The sequence below is a fragment of the Mesorhizobium sp. B2-4-14 genome (assembly GCF_006442155.1).
In the GTDB taxonomy this organism is placed as follows: domain Bacteria; phylum Pseudomonadota; class Alphaproteobacteria; order Rhizobiales; family Rhizobiaceae; genus Mesorhizobium.
Genome location: NZ_VFVA01000049.1, coordinates 1 through 18733, shown reverse-complemented (window position 1 = coordinate 18733; position 18733 = coordinate 1). Strand labels below are relative to the sequence as shown.

At 62.4% G+C, this 18733-nt stretch carries 17 protein-coding genes; 7 read left to right on the top strand and 10 right to left on the bottom strand.

Features of this window, described 5'->3' with window-relative positions; all coding sequences use genetic code 11:
• Positions 1-10: 10 nt before the first annotated feature.
• Positions 11-523 (bottom strand): hypothetical protein, encoded by a 513-nt coding sequence (locus tag FJ938_RS26910; protein ID WP_140610585.1) that lies wholly within the window; start codon positions 521-523, stop codon positions 11-13.
• A gap of 277 nt (positions 524-800) precedes the next feature.
• On the opposite strand from FJ938_RS26910, the gene FJ938_RS26905 reads away from it, so the two are divergent.
• Positions 801-2804 carry a PhoX family phosphatase gene (locus FJ938_RS26905; RefSeq protein WP_140610584.1) on the top strand — a complete coding sequence of 668 codons (2004 nt, stop codon included), beginning with the start codon at positions 801-803 and terminating at the stop codon, positions 2802-2804.
• A 285-nt stretch (positions 2805-3089) separates the two neighbouring features.
• Here FJ938_RS26905 and FJ938_RS26900 read toward each other — a convergent pair whose 3' ends face one another.
• The gene (locus tag FJ938_RS26900) at positions 3090-4277 is read right to left on the bottom strand and encodes an NAD(P)/FAD-dependent oxidoreductase (protein WP_140699171.1); all 1188 of its coding nucleotides are present in this window, start codon (positions 4275-4277) and stop codon (positions 3090-3092) included.
• 404 nt (positions 4278-4681) lie between these two features.
• On the opposite strand from FJ938_RS26900, the gene FJ938_RS26895 reads away from it, so the two are divergent.
• A complete protein-coding gene (locus tag FJ938_RS26895) occupies positions 4682-5719 on the top strand; it encodes a phosphatidylglycerol lysyltransferase domain-containing protein (protein ID WP_140699168.1) in 1038 nt (345 codons plus the stop codon).
• Positions 5720-5751: 32 nt separating this feature from the next.
• Here the strand turns inward: FJ938_RS26895 and FJ938_RS26890 are convergent, their stop codons facing one another.
• Both FJ938_RS26890 and FJ938_RS26885 read right to left on the bottom strand, forming a co-directional pair.
• Entirely contained in the window at positions 5752-6531 is a 780-nt protein-coding gene (locus tag FJ938_RS26890; protein ID WP_140699207.1) for an ABC transporter permease, read from the bottom strand.
• A 14-nt stretch (positions 6532-6545) separates the two neighbouring features.
• The gene (locus tag FJ938_RS26885) at positions 6546-7472 is read right to left on the bottom strand and encodes an ABC transporter ATP-binding protein (protein WP_140699165.1); all 927 of its coding nucleotides are present in this window, start codon (positions 7470-7472) and stop codon (positions 6546-6548) included.
• A 239-nt stretch (positions 7473-7711) separates the two neighbouring features.
• Between FJ938_RS26885 and FJ938_RS26880 the strand changes: the two genes are divergently transcribed.
• Both FJ938_RS26880 and FJ938_RS26870 read left to right on the top strand, forming a co-directional pair.
• On the top strand, positions 7712-9073 hold the full coding sequence (locus tag FJ938_RS26880) for a cytochrome ubiquinol oxidase subunit I (RefSeq protein WP_140699162.1): 1362 nt from the start codon (positions 7712-7714) through the stop codon (positions 9071-9073).
• Positions 9074-9356: 283 nt separating this feature from the next.
• Positions 9357-10361 (top strand): cytochrome d ubiquinol oxidase subunit II, encoded by a 1005-nt coding sequence (locus tag FJ938_RS26870; RefSeq protein WP_140699159.1) that lies wholly within the window; start codon positions 9357-9359, stop codon positions 10359-10361.
• A 167-nt stretch (positions 10362-10528) separates the two neighbouring features.
• Here FJ938_RS26870 and msrA read toward each other — a convergent pair whose 3' ends face one another.
• The 4 genes from msrA to FJ938_RS26850 form a co-directional block, all read right to left on the bottom strand.
• Positions 10529-11254, bottom strand: a complete 726-nt coding sequence (gene msrA / locus FJ938_RS26865; RefSeq protein ID WP_140699156.1) for a peptide-methionine (S)-S-oxide reductase MsrA — start codon at positions 11252-11254, stop codon at positions 10529-10531.
• Between the two features lie 188 nt (positions 11255-11442).
• Positions 11443-11766: a hypothetical protein gene (locus FJ938_RS26860; protein ID WP_140699154.1), complete on the bottom strand. Its 324-nt coding sequence runs from the start codon at positions 11764-11766 to the stop codon at positions 11443-11445.
• A gap of 109 nt (positions 11767-11875) precedes the next feature.
• A complete protein-coding gene (locus FJ938_RS26855) occupies positions 11876-12574 on the bottom strand; it encodes a DUF1223 domain-containing protein (RefSeq protein ID WP_140699151.1) in 699 nt (232 codons plus the stop codon).
• A 310-nt stretch (positions 12575-12884) separates the two neighbouring features.
• On the bottom strand, positions 12885-13934 hold the full coding sequence (locus FJ938_RS26850) for a pilus assembly protein TadG-related protein (protein WP_140699148.1): 1050 nt from the start codon (positions 13932-13934) through the stop codon (positions 12885-12887).
• Between the two features lie 208 nt (positions 13935-14142).
• On the opposite strand from FJ938_RS26850, the gene lepA reads away from it, so the two are divergent.
• Positions 14143-15948: a translation elongation factor 4 gene (gene lepA, locus FJ938_RS26845; RefSeq protein WP_140613514.1), complete on the top strand. Its 1806-nt coding sequence runs from the start codon at positions 14143-14145 to the stop codon at positions 15946-15948.
• 171 nt (positions 15949-16119) lie between these two features.
• Here the strand turns inward: lepA and FJ938_RS26840 are convergent, their stop codons facing one another.
• Both FJ938_RS26840 and FJ938_RS26835 read right to left on the bottom strand, forming a co-directional pair.
• Positions 16120-17058 (bottom strand): hypothetical protein, encoded by a 939-nt coding sequence (locus FJ938_RS26840; protein ID WP_181169189.1) that lies wholly within the window; start codon positions 17056-17058, stop codon positions 16120-16122.
• A gap of 122 nt (positions 17059-17180) precedes the next feature.
• Entirely contained in the window at positions 17181-17888 is a 708-nt protein-coding gene (locus tag FJ938_RS26835; RefSeq protein ID WP_140699142.1) for an NACHT domain-containing protein, read from the bottom strand.
• 262 nt (positions 17889-18150) lie between these two features.
• On the opposite strand from FJ938_RS26835, the gene FJ938_RS30165 reads away from it, so the two are divergent.
• Both FJ938_RS30165 and FJ938_RS30160 read left to right on the top strand, forming a co-directional pair.
• Entirely contained in the window at positions 18151-18459 is a 309-nt protein-coding gene (locus FJ938_RS30165) for a hypothetical protein (protein WP_246673556.1), read from the top strand.
• 2 nt (positions 18460-18461) lie between these two features.
• Complete coding sequence (locus tag FJ938_RS30160) at positions 18462-18665, top strand: hypothetical protein (protein WP_246673554.1); 204 nt, start codon at positions 18462-18464, stop codon at positions 18663-18665.
• Positions 18666-18733: the final 68 nt, after the last annotated feature.

The following is an 18733-nucleotide window of genomic DNA, read 5'->3' as shown; positions in this document are numbered from 1 at the left end:
TTGGCCAGCCTCACAAGGCCTTGAGACGGCTGATATCGGCCGGCGTAACCCGGCGGTCGATGATCGTGCGACCGAGGGCATCTTCCATCCTGAAACGGCCGTTCTCGATCTTTTCCGTTATGCCGTCCGGATGCTGGACCGTGATCTTCTTGCCATCCACGTCGATCTTGTCGCCGGTCGCCGTATTGACGTGACTGCTGGCGCCCTGGTCGTTCTGGCCGGTGCCGGATCCTGGATTGCCGCTACCGTCGTCACCACTACCTGAATTGTTGCCGCTATTCCCGCTGTTGCCGTTGCCATTCCCGCTGTTGCCGCCGCCACTGTTGCCGCCGTTCCCGCCGTTGCCATTGCCGCCGTTACCACCGTTGCCGTTCCCGCCGCCCTTGCCGGCCTGTGCGCTGGCAGCGTAGAGGCCGGGAGCGAAGCCATGAAAGGCAATGTGATAGGGAGCGATGGTCAGCGCCAGCGCGGATGCCGATCCGAGCGCCAACCGGAAACAGCGGGTCGTGATCGATCTTCGCATCCTGGTCTCCGTCGATTGAGCCGGCGCGCCCACCCTCAACGTTGCAGCCAACATCGCCGAAAGACGTAGTAGCCGGAAGCGGCCTCCGACCGTTGCGTTTGTCCTCCAGGACCTTTGCAAGCGCAAGCTTGGACCAAAGTCCGGGATTCCGAATGAACAACCTGCACCAGGCAGGCACCAGAACAGGCATGATGTCACGAAAATGTGATCAGCCGGCTGTAAGGCGTCGAACAGACACCCAAGCTCCAGCGACTCCAACAGCCAGAGGCAAGCCCGCATGACCGAACAGCGCTTCTCCGACGCCCGATTCCGCACCAGCCTGCTCGAGGAAAACGAAGGACCGGCCATCAACCCCACCGACAACCGCACCATGGGCGAGATTATTGCCGCGCGGTTCTCGCGCCGGGGTTTCCTGAAGGGGTCGCTCGCGGTCTCGGCGATCGCCGCCACCGTCAGTCCGCTGGCCATGATCGCAGCGGACGACGCCCGCGCCGCCGAAGGCTCCGCCTTCAAATTCGACGAACTCGAGGCCGGCATCGACGACAAGCACCATGTCGCGCCGGGCTATGACGCCGACGTGCTGCTGCGCTGGGGCGACCCGCTGTTAGCCGATTCGCCGGAATTCGATCCGACCAAACAGTCGGCCGAGGCCCAGGCAAAACAGTTCGGCTACAACAACGACTATGTCGGCTACATCCCGATCGAGGGCTCCGCCGAGCATGGTCTGCTGGTGGTCAACCATGAATACACCAACCCGCATCTGATGTTCCCCGGCATCGTCAAGATCGTCGAGAAGGACGGCAAGAAGGCAGCCGAGGTCGCACCGCTGAGCAAAGAGCAGGTCGATGTCGAGATGGCGGCACATGGCGGCACGATCGTCGAGATCCGCAAGGTGTCGGGCAAATGGCAAGTGGTGCGCGACGGCAGGCTGAACCGCCGCATCACCTCCAACACCGAAATGGCGCTGTCCGGACCGGTCGCCGGCCATGACCGCGTCAAGACCAATGCCGATCCATCCGGCACGAAGGTTCTCGGCACCGTCAACAACTGCGCCGGCGGCGTCACGCCCTGGGGCACCTATGTCATGGCCGAGGAGAACATCCACGGCTACTTCTCCGGCGAACTGCCGGAGGGCCACAAGGAAGCGGCGAACTACAAGCGTCTCGGCATCCCGGAAGGCGCCTATGAGTGGGGCGCGCATTACGACCGCTTCAACCTCGCCAAGGAGCCGAACGAGCCGAACCGTTTCGGCTGGGTCGTCGAGGTCGACGTCGACGATCCGAATTCGACGCCGAAGAAGCGCACCGCCATGGGCCGCTTCAAGCATGAGGGCGCCGAATCGATCGTCGCCAAGGACGGCCGCGTGGTCTTTTATCTCGGCGACGACGAGCGCTTCGACTATGTCTACAAATTCGTCACCAAGGGTACCTTCAACGCCAGCGACCGCGCGGCCAACAAGGACCTGCTTGACGACGGCACGCTGCATGTCGCCAAATTCGCCGAGGACGGCACGGTGGAATGGCTGCCGATCGTCTTCGGCCAAGGCCCGCTGACGGCCGAAAACGGCTTTGCCGGCCAGGCCGATGTGCTGATCGAAACGCGCCGCGCGGCCGACCTGCTCGGCGCAACCAAGATGGACCGGCCGGAAGACATCCAGCCCAATGCCGTCAACGGCAAGGTCTACGTCATGCTGACCAACAACTCCAAGCGCAAGGCCGACCAGGTCGATGCCGCCAATCCGCGCGCCGCGAACGCCTTTGGCCACATTATCGAGATATCAGAGAGCGACGGCGATTTCGCCGCCACCAAGGGCAAGTGGGAAGTGCTACTGAAATGCGGCGATCATTCCGTCGCCGATGTCGGCGCCACCTTCTCGACCGCGACGACGGCCAATGGCTGGTTCGGCATGCCCGACAATTGCGCGGTCGATTCGGCCGGACGCCTGTGGGTCGCTACCGACGGCCAGGGCCCGAAGGCCACCGGCCGCACCGACGGCCTGTGGGCGGTCGACACCGAAGGCGCGGCGCGCGCGACCTCGAAACTGTTCTTCCGCGTGCCGATCGGCGCCGAAATGTGCGGCCCGCTGTTTGCGCCCGACGACCAGACCGCCTTCGTTGCCGTCCAGCATCCGGGCGACGGCGGCGAAGACTGGGAAGCCTTTGGCCGCCCCTCCTACTATGAGGATCCGTCGACACGCTGGCCCGATTTCAAGCCCGAAATGCCGATGCGGCCGGCGGTCGTCGCCATCACCAAACAGGGCGGCGGCAAGATCGCCGTCTGAGTTCAGGTGAAACTCTGAAGGAGGGGTTCGGGATCCGAGGCCCCTCCTTTTCGGATGGAGTTTGCTCAAGGCTTGGGAAAGATCGGCAATTTACACGTGGCGCCCCAGGTCCTGTCGAGGGAGACCGTCGCCATGCCGAAGTCTGTCCATGACCGTGGCCTGCTCAAACCTGCCGAAGTGGCCACCTTGCGTGTTCGACGAGGCCTGCCGCCGGCGCCACGTGCATCCAGAATCCCCCGAGGCGCGCGAGATCGCGCTCCCGATTGCCGGCTCCCCGGGCCGGGATCAGCGCGGCGCGCCGGATGGATGGCGGGAGCCGGCGATCCGGCCGGCGATCGCCTTGCCCAATATGGCGGCGTTGGCGAAACAGCCGCGAATGCTCGGCCGCATGCCGGTGAACCAGAGGCCGGGCAGTTTCGGATCGTTTTCAGCGCCGTTGAAAAGCGGAACGCCCTTGCCGTCGAGCACGTCAAGACTGCCGACCATGCGCTCCAGCCCGGTGCGGTAGCCCGTCGCGGCAATGACGATGTCGGGATCGATCAGTCTGCCATCGGCCAGGATCACGCCGTCCGCAGTGAACTCCCTTATTGTCGGGACCACGACGATCTTGCCCGCTTTGATGGCGCTGACGGCGCCGTCGTCCGCGGCGATCGCGGTGTAGTCCGAGGTCAGGCGGCTGGCGCCGCCCGCCGGCGCGGGCGGCATGCCGAATTTGGTGAGGTCGCCGAAAACCAGGCGCTGCGTCACCGCCATCACCGTATCGGCAACACGCAGCGGCAAGCGCGCCATAAGCGGCGAGAGCCGGTGCACGGCGATCTTGCCGATCCGCTTGGGCAGAAGGGCGGGGCCGTTGCGGGCCGACAGCCATAGAGCCGCCGTATCGACACCCGCCAGATGATTGAGGGCATCGAAGCCCGAATTGCCGGCGCCGACGACCAGCACCTTCTTGCCGGCATAGCTGTTGGCGTCGCCAAAATCCGCCGAATGGATGATCCAGCCCGTGAACGCCTGCATGCCCGTCCAATGCGGCGTGAAAGGCTCGCTATCGCGGCCTGTGGCGACAACGATATGACGTGCGAGGCGTGAGCCGGCGCTGGTGCGCAGCGCCCAGTGGTCGCCCATGAACATGATGGTCTCGACGGCGACGCCAAACTCCACCGGCAGCCGGTTCGCCTCACGGAAATCGTTCATATGGCGGATAACGACATTCCTGGGAGGGAAGGCTGGGGTACCCTTGGGAAAGGCAAGGCCGGGCAGCGCCGACAGATCGCGATGAGTGTTCAGGTGCAGTTGCTGGTGGCGCCGGTGCCAAGGCTCGGCCAGCCGGCTCTCCTTTTCGAGGATCGCCGTCGGCACACCAGCCTTGATCAACGCCTGCGCGACGGCCAATCCGGCGGCGCCGGCGCCAATGACGATTGCCGGCTCGACCGCCACCAACTGCTCCGCCATTGTTCCGGTCGCCGTATCAGCCATTCACTCTCAAAACCCATTCAACCGCCGCGGCATCCCGCAAACTGGCAGGACGCTGTAACCGTTTGATCGCGCGCAGACCCACACAGCGGATCGGTGCCGGTTGCGCGAGCCCTGCGCCGAAGTATTCCGCCCCAGCCGGAAACAGCAGATCGCGGAAATGCGGTCAAAACAATGACATGGGCAGATTACCCGCTTCTGTCCGATTAGATACAGTCCTATATGGCATATGGGCGGCATCGGCGATAATCAGGTCGCGGCAATGTGATTGATTCGAGGTGGAGGATCTCGTTACCGACGCAGGAATTCGAAACCACGATCGTTTTCGGCTTCCCGCGGAAAATCAGACGCCACGGCGTGGCTTGCTGGTCCTTGGGACACGCGGCGCCACACACGCGGAATCGACCATGCCCTCCTTGCGTATCTATTTCGACAATATCCTCGAGGGTGCCTCGCCGAAGGTCGAGCGCCAGGCGCTGACGCATGTCGAACGGCTGGCGATGGTTCGTCGCCATGGCGACTTCTCGCTCGCCTATTCCACCGCCGTGCAGGGTAAGCTTTCCTACTTTGGCGACGCTGACGGCTACATCGCCTTCGGCACCAAGATGAGGCATCATTTCGCGCTCGGCGACCCGGTGGCGGCGCCGGCGCGGCGGCCCGACTACATCAGGCGCTTTGTCGAGACCGCCGGCGACCCGTGGTTCGTGCAGATCGGCGAGGAGACCGCACGCGTGCTGGCCGGGCTCGGCTACAAGATCAACCGGCTGGGCATCGACACCCGCCTGCCGCTACCCGGGCACGACTTTTCCGGCAAGCGCAACGAAACGGTGCGCTATTCCGAGCGTTGGCTGTTGAAGAAGGGGTTTTCCTTCGACGAGGACAAACGCACCATCTTTCTCGACGAGATCGCCCGGCTCTCCCAAAATTGGCGCGGCGACCGCATCGTCAAGCGCTGGGAGATGGGTTTTCTCAACCGACCGTTTTACGATCAGCTCGGCACCGACATGCGCCGGTTCGTGCTGCACGGTCCCGATGGCGAACTGATCGCGCTGCTCGACTTCGACCCGCTGTTCGCCGACGGCAAGTTGATCGGCTACACCACCGCGTTCAAGCGCAAGCATATCGATGCCTCGCCGCATGCCGAGATCGGGCTGACCAAATTCGCCGTCGACCGGTTTCGCGAAGAGGGTGTTTCCGTGGTCACGCTTGGCCTGTCGCCACTGGTCGACATAGGCCCAAGCGGATTTGCCGAAAGCGCGTTCTGGCGCAACACCTTCCAGCGCGCCTACGACTCGCCCTGGGTCAACCGCCGCAGGTTCAACCTGCAGGGCCAGGCGGCGTTCAAGCGACGCTTCCATGGCGTGGAAGAGCCGGTCTACATCGCCTTCCGCGAGGGCGCCTATATCGAGATGCTGGGCTTGCTGCGGCTGGTCAAGGCCATTTGACGTCTGCGGGAACCGGCTTCTGCGAAGCGGCGTCAGTTCCTTAGCCGGTAACCGGTCCGGAAGATCCAGGCGACGATCGCGATGCAGACGGCCAGGAAGACCAGCGTCATGCCGAGGCTGACGCCGACGGAGACGTCGGCCTTGCCGTAGAAACTCCAGCGGAAGCCGCTGATCAGGTACACGACCGGGTTGAACAGCGTGATCGTCTTCCAGATGCCGGGCAGCATGTGGATCGAATAAAAGCTGCCGCCCAGGAAGGTCAGCGGCGTGACGATCAGAAGCGGCACCAGCTGCAGCTGTTCGAAGGTCTTGGCCCAGATGCCGATGATGAAGCCGAACAGGCTGAAGGTCACCGCGGTCAGCACCAGGAAAGCGACCATCCAGAACGGATGCTCGATCCTGAGCGGCACGAACAGCGCCGCGGTCGCCAGGATGATCAGGCCGAGCAGGATCGACTTGGTCGCAGCACCCCCGACATAGGCAATGATGATCTCCAGATAGGAGACCGGCGCCGACAGCAATTCATAGATCGAGCCGACGAATTTCGGGAAGTAGATGGCAAACGACGCATTGGAGATCGATTGCGTCAGGAGCGACAGCATCATCAGGCCCGGCACGATGAAGGCGCCGTAGCTGATGCCGTCGATCTCGGTGATGCGTGAGCCGATGGCGGAGCCGAAGACGACGAAATAGAGCGATGTCGAAATGACCGGCGAGATGATGCTCTGCAGCACGGTGCGGAAGGCACGCGCCATCTCCACCCGGTAGATCGCCCATACAGCACGAAGATTGGGGGCCGCACGAAGGTTCATGGCAGCGCGCAGGTTCATGGCTCTTGCCTCAGGAGATTGACGAAGATCTCTTCCAGCGAGCTGTTCTTGGTGTCCAGATCGCGGAACTGGACCCCGGCCGCTTCGAGATCGCGGATCAGCGAGGCGACGCCCGGCCGGTCGCTCTGGTTGTCATAAGTATAGGTGAGCTGGCTGCCGTCCGGAGCCAGCTCCAGCGCATAGTGCGAGAGCCCGTCGGGCACACTGTCCAGCGGCGCGCGCAACTCCAGCGTCATCTGCTTGCGGCCGAGCTTGCGCATCAGTTCGGCCTTGCCCTCGACCAGGATGATCTCGCCGCGATTGATGACGCCGACGCGGTCGGCCATCGCCTCGGCTTCCTCGATGTAGTGGGTGGTGAGGATGATGGTGACGCCGTCCTCGCGCAGCCGCCGCACCATCGCCCACATGTCCTGGCGCAGCTCGACGTCGACGCCGGCGGTCGGCTCGTCGAGGAACAGGATGCGCGGCTCATGCGACAGCGCCTTGGCGATCATCAGCCGCCGCTTCATGCCGCCCGACAGGGTGATCGCCTTGGCGTCCTTCTTGTCCCACAGCGACAGGTCGCGCAGCACCTTCTCGACAAAGGCCGGGTTGGCCGGCTTGCCGAACAGGCCGCGGCTGTAGTTGACCGTCGCCCAGACCGTCTCGAAGGCGTCGATGGTCAGTTCCTGCGGCACCAGCCCGATCAGGCTGCGCGCGGCGCGGTAATCGCGGCCGATGTCATGGCCGTCGACGGTGACGGTGCCCGAGGAGCGGTTGACGATGCCGCAGACGATCGAGATCAGCGTCGTCTTGCCGGCGCCGTTGGGACCGAGCAGCGCGAAGATCTCGCCGCGCTGGATGTCGAGATTGACTTCCTTGAGCGCCGTAAAGCCGGTGGCGTAGGTCTTGGAGACCCCGGAAATGGACAGGATGGAGGGCATGTCTGAAACGGCTGCCTGAAAGAGGTCCCCTGATATAGGCCTGTTGTCGTTTCATGCAACCGGAAGTCAATGGCGCTGCTGACAGTTCTCGACATCGAGGCTTGGGGACCGGCCGAAAATGCGTCGCTTGCAGCCGGCAAATTGTCCTGTGGCGTTCGGCCTCGCGGCAGGACGCCGCTTTGACCTGAAGCCGCTTCGGAACTATCCTTCGCGAATATTTACAGCAGCCGGAGCCCGTCATGGACCCGCTCATACTTTCGCGCATGCAGTTCGGCACGAACATTTCGTTCCATATATTGTTTCCGACGATCACCATTGCGCTGGGCTGGGTGCTGCTGTTCTTCAAGCTGCGCTACAACGCGACCAACGATTCCGCCTGGATGCGTGCCTATTTCACCTGGGTGAAGGTGTTCGCTCTGTCCTTCGCCATGGGCGTGGTCTCGGGTGTCACCATGAGCTTCCAGTTCGGCACCAACTGGCCGGGCTACATGGAGCATGTCGGCAACATCGCCGGGCCGCTGCTCGCCTACGAGATCCTGACCGCCTTCTTCCTCGAGGCGGCCTTCCTCGGCATCATGCTGTTCGGCTTCCGCCGCGTCTCGAATCGCATCCACACGCTGGCCACGGTGCTGGTGGCCGGCGGCACCACGGTCTCGGCCTTCTGGATCATCGCGCTGAATTCCTGGATGCAGACGCCGGCCGGCTTCGTGATGATCGACGGCAAGGCGCATGCCGTCGACTGGTGGGCTGTCGTCTTCAACCCCTCGATGCCTTATCGCCTGGTCCACATGCTGCTCGCCTCAGGCCTGACGGTTTCGTTCCTGATCGCGGGGCTGTCGGCGCTGCGCTATCTCAATGGCGATCGCTCGGAATCGATGTGGAAGGCGCTGCGCACCGGCGTCTTCACCGCCGCGATCCTGATCCCGATCCAGATCTTGGCCGGCGACCAGCACGGGCTGAACACGTTGGAGCACCAGCCGCAGAAGATCGCCGCGATGGAGGCCAACTGGGCCACCGGCCCCAACGTGCCGCTGGTGCTCTTCGCCTTGCCCGACGAGGCGGCGAAGGAGAACAGGTTCGAGGTGACCATTCCCGACGGGGCAAGCTTGATCCTGCGGCACAGCGCCAGTGGCGTCGTGCCGGGGCTGAACGATTTTCCGGGCAACCATCCGCCGGTCTTCCCCATCTTCTGGAGTTTCCGCATCATGGTCGGAACCGGTCTTCTGATGCTTGCCGTTTCCTGGTCGGCGGCCTTCTTCCTCAAGCGCCGGCACCGCTTGCCGAAGCCGCTCGCCCTGCTGATGGTGCCGATGGCGCTGTCGGGCTGGCTGGCGACGCTGGCCGGCTGGTACACGACCGAGATCGGCCGCCAGCCCTGGCTGGTGACGGGTGTGCTGAAGACCGCCGACGCCGTCGGCCCGGTGGCGGGCAGCCATGTCGCGCTGACGCTCGCCATCTATCTCATTCTCTACGTGCTGTTGCTGATCGCCTATCTCGGCGTGCTGGTGCATCTGACGCTGAAGGCGGCCAAGGATGGCGACACCTCGCCGCTGCCGGGTGTTCTCAACGCGCCGCTGTCGCAGCCGGCGGCAGGGGAGTGAACATGCCTTCCTCGCGGGTCCGCGCCGCCCCTCACCTGCCTGCCGGCATCCTCTCCCCGTACAGGGACGGGGAGAGGAGCGCTGTCATCGCCGCTTCCGCCAATCACCGGCGTTGCAAGAAGGTAGCCAACATTGCGGCCAGCCCCCTTCTCCCCGTCCCTATACGGGGAGAAGGTGCCGGCAGGCGGATGAGGGGCGGCGCGGACCCCCACAATCAATTTGAAACGATCGCTTCAAGCGGTAAGGCCGTGCACCCGGCCCATCGCGGCTGGGAGACATAGCGATGACCTACGACTGGCCAACCCTGCTGCCGCTGATCTTCGCCGGCCTGATGGGCCTCGCCATCCTGATCTATGTCATTCTCGACGGCTTCGATCTCGGCATCGGCATCCTGTTCGCCGCGGCGGAAGACACCGAGCAGGACACGATGATCGCGGCGATCGGTCCGTTCTGGGACGCCAACGAGACCTGGCTGGTGCTGGCCGTCGGCCTGCTGCTGGTCGCCTTCCCGATGGCGCATGGCGTCATCCTGACCGCGCTCTACATTCCGGTCTTCGTGCTGCTGGTCGGGCTGATCCTGCGCGGCGTCGCCTTCGACTTCCGCGCCAAGGTGCCGACCGAGCGCAAGCACCGCTGGAACCGCATCTTCTTCCTCGGCTCGCTCATCGCCTCGCTGGCGCAGGGCTATATGCTGGGCGTCTATGTGCTCGGCCTCGATGTCGGCCCGGGCGGCGTGGCGTTCGGCGTGCTGGTGGCCTTATGCCTGGCAGCCGCCTATGCGGCGATGGGTGCGGCCTGGGTGATCTACAAGACCGAAGGCGCGCTGCAGAGGAAGGCGGTGCGCTGGCTGCGCACCACCTTGGTGCTGACCGCGCTCGGCATGGCCGCCGTATCGCTGGCGACACCCTTCGCCAGCCCGCGCATCTTCGACAAATGGTTCGTCTGGCCCGAGATGCTGTACCTGTCGCCGCTGCCGATCCTGTCGGCGCTGCTGTTCCTGTGGCTGTGGCGGCAGACCTTCCACCTGCCCAGGCCGGACGACCGCCATGCGCTGACGCCGTTCCTGACGCTGGCCGGCATCTTCGTGCTGGGCTTTGCCGGCCTCGCCTGGTCGTTCTACCCGTTCGTGGTGCCCGACCGGCTGACCATCTGGCAGGCGGCGTCGGCACCCGAAAGCCTGGCCATCATCCTGGTGGGCTCCGTGGTGGTGCTGCCGATCATCATCTTCTATTCGTTCTATGCCTACCGTGTGTTCGGCGGCAAGGCGACCGATCTGACCTACGACTGATAGCGGCTCTCCCCCCTCGAGGGGGAGATGGCCGGCAGGCCAGAGGGGGTCGGTCCGACCGGACGGGACGCCCTCTTTGCGGCGAAAGAAGAGGTTAGCGCTTCACGCGCACCGACCCCCTCTGTCGCCTTCGGCGACATCTCCCCCTCGAGGGGGGAGATTATGCTCTAATTGCTCGCCGACAGCACCAAAACCGGCTTTTCGCTGTACAGCGCCGGGAATAGCGTCTTCAGGTTCGCCACCTTGGGAAGGTCGTTGTAGACGATGTAGGGGTAGGTCGGGTTCAGCGTCAAAAAGTCCTGGTGGTAGTTCTCGGCCGGATAGAAGGTCTTGCCGGTCTCCAGCGTGGTGACGATCGGCTCGGGGAACACCTTGGCCTTGTCGAGCTGGGCGATGTAGCTCTCGGCAATCTTCTTCTGCGCGTCGTTTTCGGCGAAGATCGTCGAGCGGTACTGGGTGCCCGAGTCCGGTCCCTGGTAATTGAGCTGCGTCGGGTTGTGGGCGACCGAGAAATAGACCTGCAGCAGCTGGCCGTAAGTGACCTTCGAGGGGTCATAGGTGATCTCGACGGATTCGGCATGCCCGGTGCGGCCGGTGCCGACCGTCTCGTAGACGGCGTTTTCTTTCGAGCCGCCAGTGTAGCCGGAGACGGCCCTGGTGACGCCCTTGACGTGCTGGAACACCCCCTGAACGCCCCAGAAGCAGCCGCCGGCGAAGATCGCCGTCTCGGTGCCGCCAGCGGCCTTTTCGTCCATGGCCGGCGGCGGGATCTTCACCGCGGCCTCGGCGGAAACGGCCGGCGTCAGCCAGAAGGCGGCGCCGGCGGCGGCCAGGACGAGCGCGGCCAGCGCGCCCCTGACAAGGCCGGTCGAACGGTTCTTGATATTGGTCATGGTTGCACTCCTCATGGCTTCCACAGGGATCAGTCTATTGGATCGGGTAGGTCGGCGCGATGCACGAGTTGCGGCGGAAGCTCACATTCGTGTGCGCCGGCGCGCCGGCATCCCGGGTAAAATGACCGCCCCTGACCTTGGACAGGAACGGCCATGGCCAGGGACCGCCGGGAGCCGTGGCCCAAGGCCTAGTTGGCCGGAGCCGTCGCCCCCATCGCGTCCGCCGGCTTCATCGCGTCCGTCGCCGGCTTCATGGCGTCGGCGGGCTTCATCGCGTCGGCTGGTTTCATGGCATCCGTCGCGGGCTTCATGGCGTCGGTGGCCATCGGATCAGCCGGCTTCATGGCATCGGTGGCCGGTTTCATCGCGTCCGCCGCCGGCGGCATCGCGTCCGTGGCCGGCTTCATGGCGTTGGTGGCGTCGTCGGCGCGGGCGATGCCGCCGGCCAGCAGCGCCGTCGAGCAGAGGGCGAGGGCGAGCGCGGGCAGCGTCAGGCGGGAAAGAACGATCATGATGGTCTCCTTGGCTTGGTCGTTGAGGGGGGATGGCGGCTCTGTCAGCCGCCGGCATTGGCGGCGCCGCAACGGCGGCGTCGCGCAATCTCGTTTGAAAGTGTGGGGGCTAGTTCGTGGTGGCGGCCAGGATCGGGCCGCCGCCCGGCGATTGCACCAGCACAGCCGTGCTGAGGCCGCTGGACGCCGCGGGCAGCGCATAGGTGGCGGCATCGCCGTTCCAGCTGCCTAGCTTTTGCAGTGCATGCACGACATTGGCGTGCGGCAAGGTGCGGCCGGTGTTTTCGCCGCGCGCCACCGGCACCTGCACGACGCCCCTGGCATAGCGCACCAGCCAGACATCGGCCTTGCCGCCCGGGGCCGGGCCGGCGCCGATCACGACCTTGCCGCCGTCGAGCGACAGCGACGGACCGCCGGTCTTGCCTGTGGCGGTGATCAGATGCTCGATCTCGCCCGGTGCGGCGCCGACGACATCGGCATGGCCGTTGACCACCACTTGCGGCGTGAACGGCCCGTCATGGCCAAGCGGCGGCTCGTAGGAAACCTGGCGCTGGGTGAACTCCTGCTTCCCGAACGTGTCCTTCCAGCCGAGATAATCCCAGTAGGTGACGTTGAAGGACAGCGCCAGAACGCCGGGCTGGTCCTTGACCTTGATGAGATTGGCATTGGCCGGCGGGCAGGACGAGCAGCCCTGGCTGGTGAACAGCTCGACCACGGTGAGCGGCTGGGCTTGCGCCGCCCCGAGCGTGGCCGCGAGCGCAAGCGCGCCGGACAATGCGATGAATTTGCTGCGCCTGGACTGCGACATCGGCTTGCTCCGTGGGGGACGGCGCTCGGTTGCGCCGGTCATATCCCCACTTCGCCGCCATTTGCGGCTTCGTTACAGAGCTCACCGGTTCGTGATCGAGGCGCCTCTTCCTTCTCCCCCAAAGATTGGCGCAGGCGCTCGCGGCAGCCGATCTCCCCCTCGAGGGGGAGATGACCGGCAGGCCAGAGGGGGTCGGTTCGACCGGGCTCGGCCTTATCTGCGCCATGAGCGGAGTTGGCGCTCCACGCGCGGCAACCCCCCTCTGTCGCCTTCGGCGACATCTCCCCCTCGAGAGGGGAGATCGGCAGCCTTACTGCGTCAGCACCGTGTTCGAGGGCCGCTGGTTGAAGTCGCACTTGCCGGAGACGGTGTAGAAGAAGTCCGCATTGGAGACTGGCGCCGGCACCGGACTGCCGCCGTCTTCCCAGGCCTGGTTGCTGGACTGGTTGCAAGGGACGGCGGAGAAGATGTCGACCTTTTGCCCGGTCGGCACTTCGACGCCGTCGATATAGAGCCGGTTGGAGGTGGTCGGATCATTCGTGGTGAGATATTGCGGCTTCCCCGATGGCACATACATCTGCATGTAGAGGCCACCCATCTGGCTGACGTCGATTGACGCGCCGGCGCCGTTGGCCGGGTACATCGTATCGACACAGTAATATTTCGTGCCGCTCGCATCCTGCTTGAGGGTCACGCCGGCGGGTGGGTTGTTGCCGACGGTGCACACCTGCTTCTGGGCCACCGTGGTGACGGTCTTGCCGGTTGAATCGGTCGTCAGGACGCTGGTGGTGGTGGTGCCATAGCCTTTCGGATCTCCGGTCTTGCCATAGGTGTAGTCGATCGTCATCAGCGGCTTGGCCACCGTCGCCCCTAACTGCGTGCCGTAGAGCGTCATCGTCTTGTTCCACCAGCCCGACGCCCCGGTTACCTTAAAGTTCGCCTGCACCAGCGACGGCGGCTTGCTGACCGCCGAGGCGACGGCGATCGGTACGGTGTCAATCCTGGCGATGGTCATGAAAACGGTGGGCATGGCGAAACTTGCCGTGGCCCGCGCGGTGGTGGCGGTGGCGGTGGTGCCAGCCACGAAGCTGTTCAGCGTCGCGGTTCCCTGTCCACCGTTGGCAAGGAAGGTGTCCTGCAGCACCTGCTGGCGATGCGGCAGCGTCGAGGCGGTATCCATGGTGGTGATCGACAGGATCGCGGCATCCAGCGCCTGCTGCTGATTGGACCTGATCTGTACGGCCGACGTATAATCGACGGCAAAGCCGGCGACGGTGATCAGCGGCACCGTACACAGGAAGAACAGCGGCATGATGGAGCCGCTGCGGGAGCGGGCAAACCCGCTTGCAACATTGCGCATTTCTGACCCCCGAAACACATGAGCGGCCGTGCGAATACCATGCCGCCGACAAGCAAGGTCTAACGCGATCGTTTAAAATTTATGCATCCCAGGCCGCCAGGCCCGGATTTTCGATTTTTCCGGCAATGCTCACCGCTTTGTGATCGCCAGGGCAGCCCTTGCGGCGCAAGCCTTGCCGCCGATTGCCGCCCCTGCTAAAGCGCCCGGCATGAGCACGCCCCTCGACCACATCCGCAATTTCTCCATCGTCGCCCATATCGACCATGGCAAATCCACGCTTGCCGACCGCCTGATCCAGCTGACCGGCGGGCTGGAGGCGCGCGACATGAAGGAGCAGGTGCTGGACTCGATGGACATCGAGCGCGAGCGCGGCATCACCATCAAGGCGCAGACCGTGCGGCTGAAATACCGCGCCTTGAATGGCGAGGACTATATCCTCAACCTGATCGACACGCCCGGACATGTCGACTTCGCCTATGAAGTGTCGCGGTCGCTGGCCGCCTGCGAGGGCTCGCTGCTGGTGGTCGACGCCTCCCAGGGCGTCGAGGCGCAGACGCTCGCCAACGTCTACCAGGCGATCGACAACAACCACGAGATCGTCGTGGTGCTGAACAAGGTCGACCTGCCGGCCGCCGAGCCCGAGCGCATCCGCGAGCAGGTCGAGGAGGTGATCGGCATCGACGCCTCCAACGCCGTGCTGATCTCGGCCAAGACCGGTCTCGGCATTCCCGACGTGCTGGAAGCCATCGTCCACCAATTGCCGCCGCCGCGCGAGGGCGACGCGACTGCGCCCTTGAAGGCGATGCTGGTCGACAGCTGGTACGACGCCTATCTCGGCGTCATCGTTCTGGTGCGCATCATCGACGGCGTGCTGAAGAAAGGCCAGACCATCCGCATGATGGGCACCGGCGCCAAGTATCTGGTCGAGCGCACCGGCGTGTTCACGCCCGCCCGCGTCAATGTCGACGAGCTCGGCCCCGGCGAGTTCGGCTTCTTCACCGGCTCGATCAAGGAAGTGGCCGACACCCGCGTCGGCGACACCATCACCGAGGACAAGCGCCAGACCGCGCATGCCCTGCCCGGCTTCAAGCCGGCGCAGCCGGTGGTGTTCTGCGGCCTGTTCCCGGTCGACGCCGCCGATTTCGAGGATCTGCGCGCCGCCGTCGGCAAGCTGCGCCTCAACGACGCCAGCTTCTCCTATGAAATGGAAACCTCCGCCGCGCTCGGCTTCGGTTACCGCTGCGGCTTCCTTGGCCTGCTGCATCTCGAAATCATCCAGGAGCGGCTGGAGCGCGAGTTCAACCTCGACCTCATCGCCACCGCGCCCTCCGTCGTCTACCGGCTGCTGCTCAATGACGGCTCGATGAAGGAACTGCACAACCCGGCCGACATGCCCGACGTGGTGAAGATCTCGGCCATCGAGGAGCCGTGGATCCGCGCCACCATCCTGACGCCCGACGACTATCTCGGCGGCATATTGAAGCTCTGCCAGGACCGGCGCGGCATCCAGGTCGACCTCTCCTATGTCGGCAAGCGCGCCATGCTCACCTACGATCTGCCGCTCAACGAAGTCGTCTTCGACTTCTACGACCGGCTGAAGTCGATCTCCAAGGGCTACGCCTCCTTCGACTATCACCTGACCGACTATCGCGAGGGCGATCTGGTAAAAATGTCGATCCTGGTCAACGAGGAGCCGGTCGACGCGCTGTCGATGCTGGTGCACCGCACGGCGGCGGAAAAGCGCGGCCGGCAGATGGTGGAGAAGCTGAAGGAGCTGATCCCGCACCACCTGTTCAAGATCCCGATCCAGGCCGCGATCGGCGGCAAGGTCATCGCCCGCGAAACCATCTCGGCGCTGCGCAAGGACGTGACGGCAAAGTGCTACGGCGGCGACGTCTCGCGCAAACGCAAGCTCTTGGACAAGCAGAAAGAGGGCAAGAAGCGGATGCGGCAGTTCGGGAAAGTCGATATTCCGCAGGAGGCGTTTATTCAGGCCTTGAAGATGGGGGATTAGGCGGTCTGGCCTTCAGCCGCTCGCATCGACCCGGTGGGTCGATGCGAGCGCAAGTCCGGGTGGGAACTGCCGGAGGCAGCGGGTCCCCGCCAGCATGCGCGACAGAGACTATTCGGAAGGTCGAGGCACTGTAAAAGCGAACGACTTAGCCTGCAGTTAACAGTCGGTCAGCTAAATTTTTAGCATATTACTTTGGTGCTTGCGTCGCTCTATGATTTCCGCCTGAACATTAACCAGCGTCTCATAGTAACCTTGAACCAATTGCTTTACTGGGCTAATTTCTAGTACCTCATCTGGCGTATCCTGAAAAGCTACTTCAGCGCTTCGCCCCCTCTTTCCTCGTGACTTGTTGGTCATCTTTCTCATCCAAGATGCCAGCTTGCTAGATAGTTTTGCGTCAACGGCAGGTCGGTAACTCCTGCGAACGAATGAGAAGAAGTGAGCGTTCGCCTCACTTTTCGCCCCAGGGTTCCCTAGTGTGAAATAGACCTTTTCCTCATCGTTGACATCATCCTCCGGAGAAATTCCCGTATAGAATAAAAGCACCTTAGTCCTAACAGACCTCCGGCTACGGAAACTTTTGAGCATGAGCTCGACCTTTGGTAATATGTACTCCTGCTCGATAAGCTCCTGATTTGACAAAAAAGCTAGATCCAACACATCGTCATTGAAATTGTCGTTTAACCGGCTTAGTATGGCTGGGAGATTGCCCACCCTTTCGATGCACAGAAATGTTGCGGTTGCATATTCTTGGAATGACCTATGTAGAAACGAGTAATGGTCGCCATCCTTTACGATGATACACAATGACTCGATAAAGTCGTCGGCAATTGCTCCGGTATCTACTGTCATAGATAGATACTCTGCTGCTTTAACAATGAACTTTCTCATAAGTTCGATGTCAAAGCCAAATTTTCTCTCAATATACGAGAAATAGCAGAACGCTCTCCATAGCCTGATAAATACATCCTCTGCTAGCTCTGAATGATAGTCACGTTTATAAAGGAACTTCATATCATCGTGATGCTTAAATAGCGTATCAAACGCCTTGCGGTAAAATATGTGCTTCTGCTTAGGTATGTCTCCTCCGCGCATGAAGGTCAGTATCATCATGTTGCATAATAGCGGATTAGCAAGAAACCTTATATGAGTCTTTATGTACTCCTGCTCGACCTTTACTCTGAAAGCCTCTTTAATTTCCGATTTGATAGGGGATCGCTCAATTAGGTCAATTATTTGAGGCAGGTCGTAGTCTCCTTGATCGTAACTATCGTGGCAGGACTCCAGCCGTTGAATATATCGGTCGGACGACTGGTAACTACAACCTTCGCTGTAGGAAAATCACGGGTTACTTGATCTATTTTCCTCAGTGCTAGCTTGCGTGCGTTCGTTCGAATTTCGTCAAAGCCGTCAAGAAGGAACAATACCTTACCCGATTTAACCAACGCCTCAAATGATGACCTGGAAAAGAGGGTGCTTTTGGCTGACAGCTCCTCATGTGCGGCCTCAATGACATTGGATAACTCGAAATCAATATCCCTTAACTCTAAAAATATTGGGATCAGTCCATAATTCACGTTACACAATCGGCAAAATAACTCCCTAACAAACATGGATTTTCCATGCCCGGCAATCGCTTGCACAACTAGAATCTGCCTATCGATTACGAAGTTAATTGCGTTTTCCCCGAGCACGATCTGATTTTTATAGTCAAACTTGGGATTTATGTATATATCTTCAACGTTAATCGGTACATTTGGAGATAATAGTGTGTGTACTTTGGAGTACCTCTCATATTTTGCCGCAATGTAAGCTGAAAATCCTATTTCCATGTTTCGAATAAATACATCTCTGGTTATAGAGATGGCTCTCTTAGTCGAGTTGTAAACGTCAGTAGCGACTTCGTCCAAGATCTTTAGCGGCGCGAATACAATAGCCATACTTCAACCCCCCATGCTACGGGTAGGCTAGCTTGTAAGTGGAATACTTGCAACGTGAGACGGAGTCTCCTCAGATGGGCCCGAGGAAAGTGGCTCCGCCTTCCAGCGTCGTCCGGTCCGCTCAGCTCAGGCCCGCCCGTCGGGAGCCGCGGCACGTCGTCCAGCTGCACCTTCCAGGTGATCGCTGCACTCTGGAAAGCACATCACCTATGAAGACGGACCACCGTACCGTATCCTCTGCTCCGGCTTGGGGAGACATCACATGCGCACCAACCCTCTCGACACCATCGCCGCTCTCGGCCTCGCTATCGGCGGCATCTTCGGCCTTGCCGGCACTTTCGTGGCGAGCGCTCCGCTGCGCGAAACGCTCTGGGCGATCGACGGCGTGGCGCTGGTGGTGGCGACGGCCTTGCTCACCATGAAATACCAGCGGCTGGGCAATGACTGCGTCGCGGCCGGGTTCCTGACCTTCCTGGCCGGCGAAAGCCTGCTCTTGTCCGGCAATGCGGCGGGGCTCGAGGCCAGCGTGCCTCCTATGCCGGCGGCATCTCGCTTTGGGCGGCGGCGCTGATCATGGTCAGCGTGCCCAGCACTTTCGCGCTGTGGATGCGGTTCACCGCGTTCATTGCCGCCGCGCTGTTCCTGGCCTCGGTGGGCATGGTGCTGTGGGGCACGCCGCTGCTGCCGACCTCCGCGCCGCTGCCCGCTGCCGGCTATCCGTTCCTGGTGGCGACCTTCGCCGGCTGGATCTGGACTCTGGTGAGGCCTGCGCGGTGAGACCATGTCGGCGCTGCTCAAAATCCGCAACAGCGCGTGCAGCAGCATGACGAATGTCGGCGCTGCCC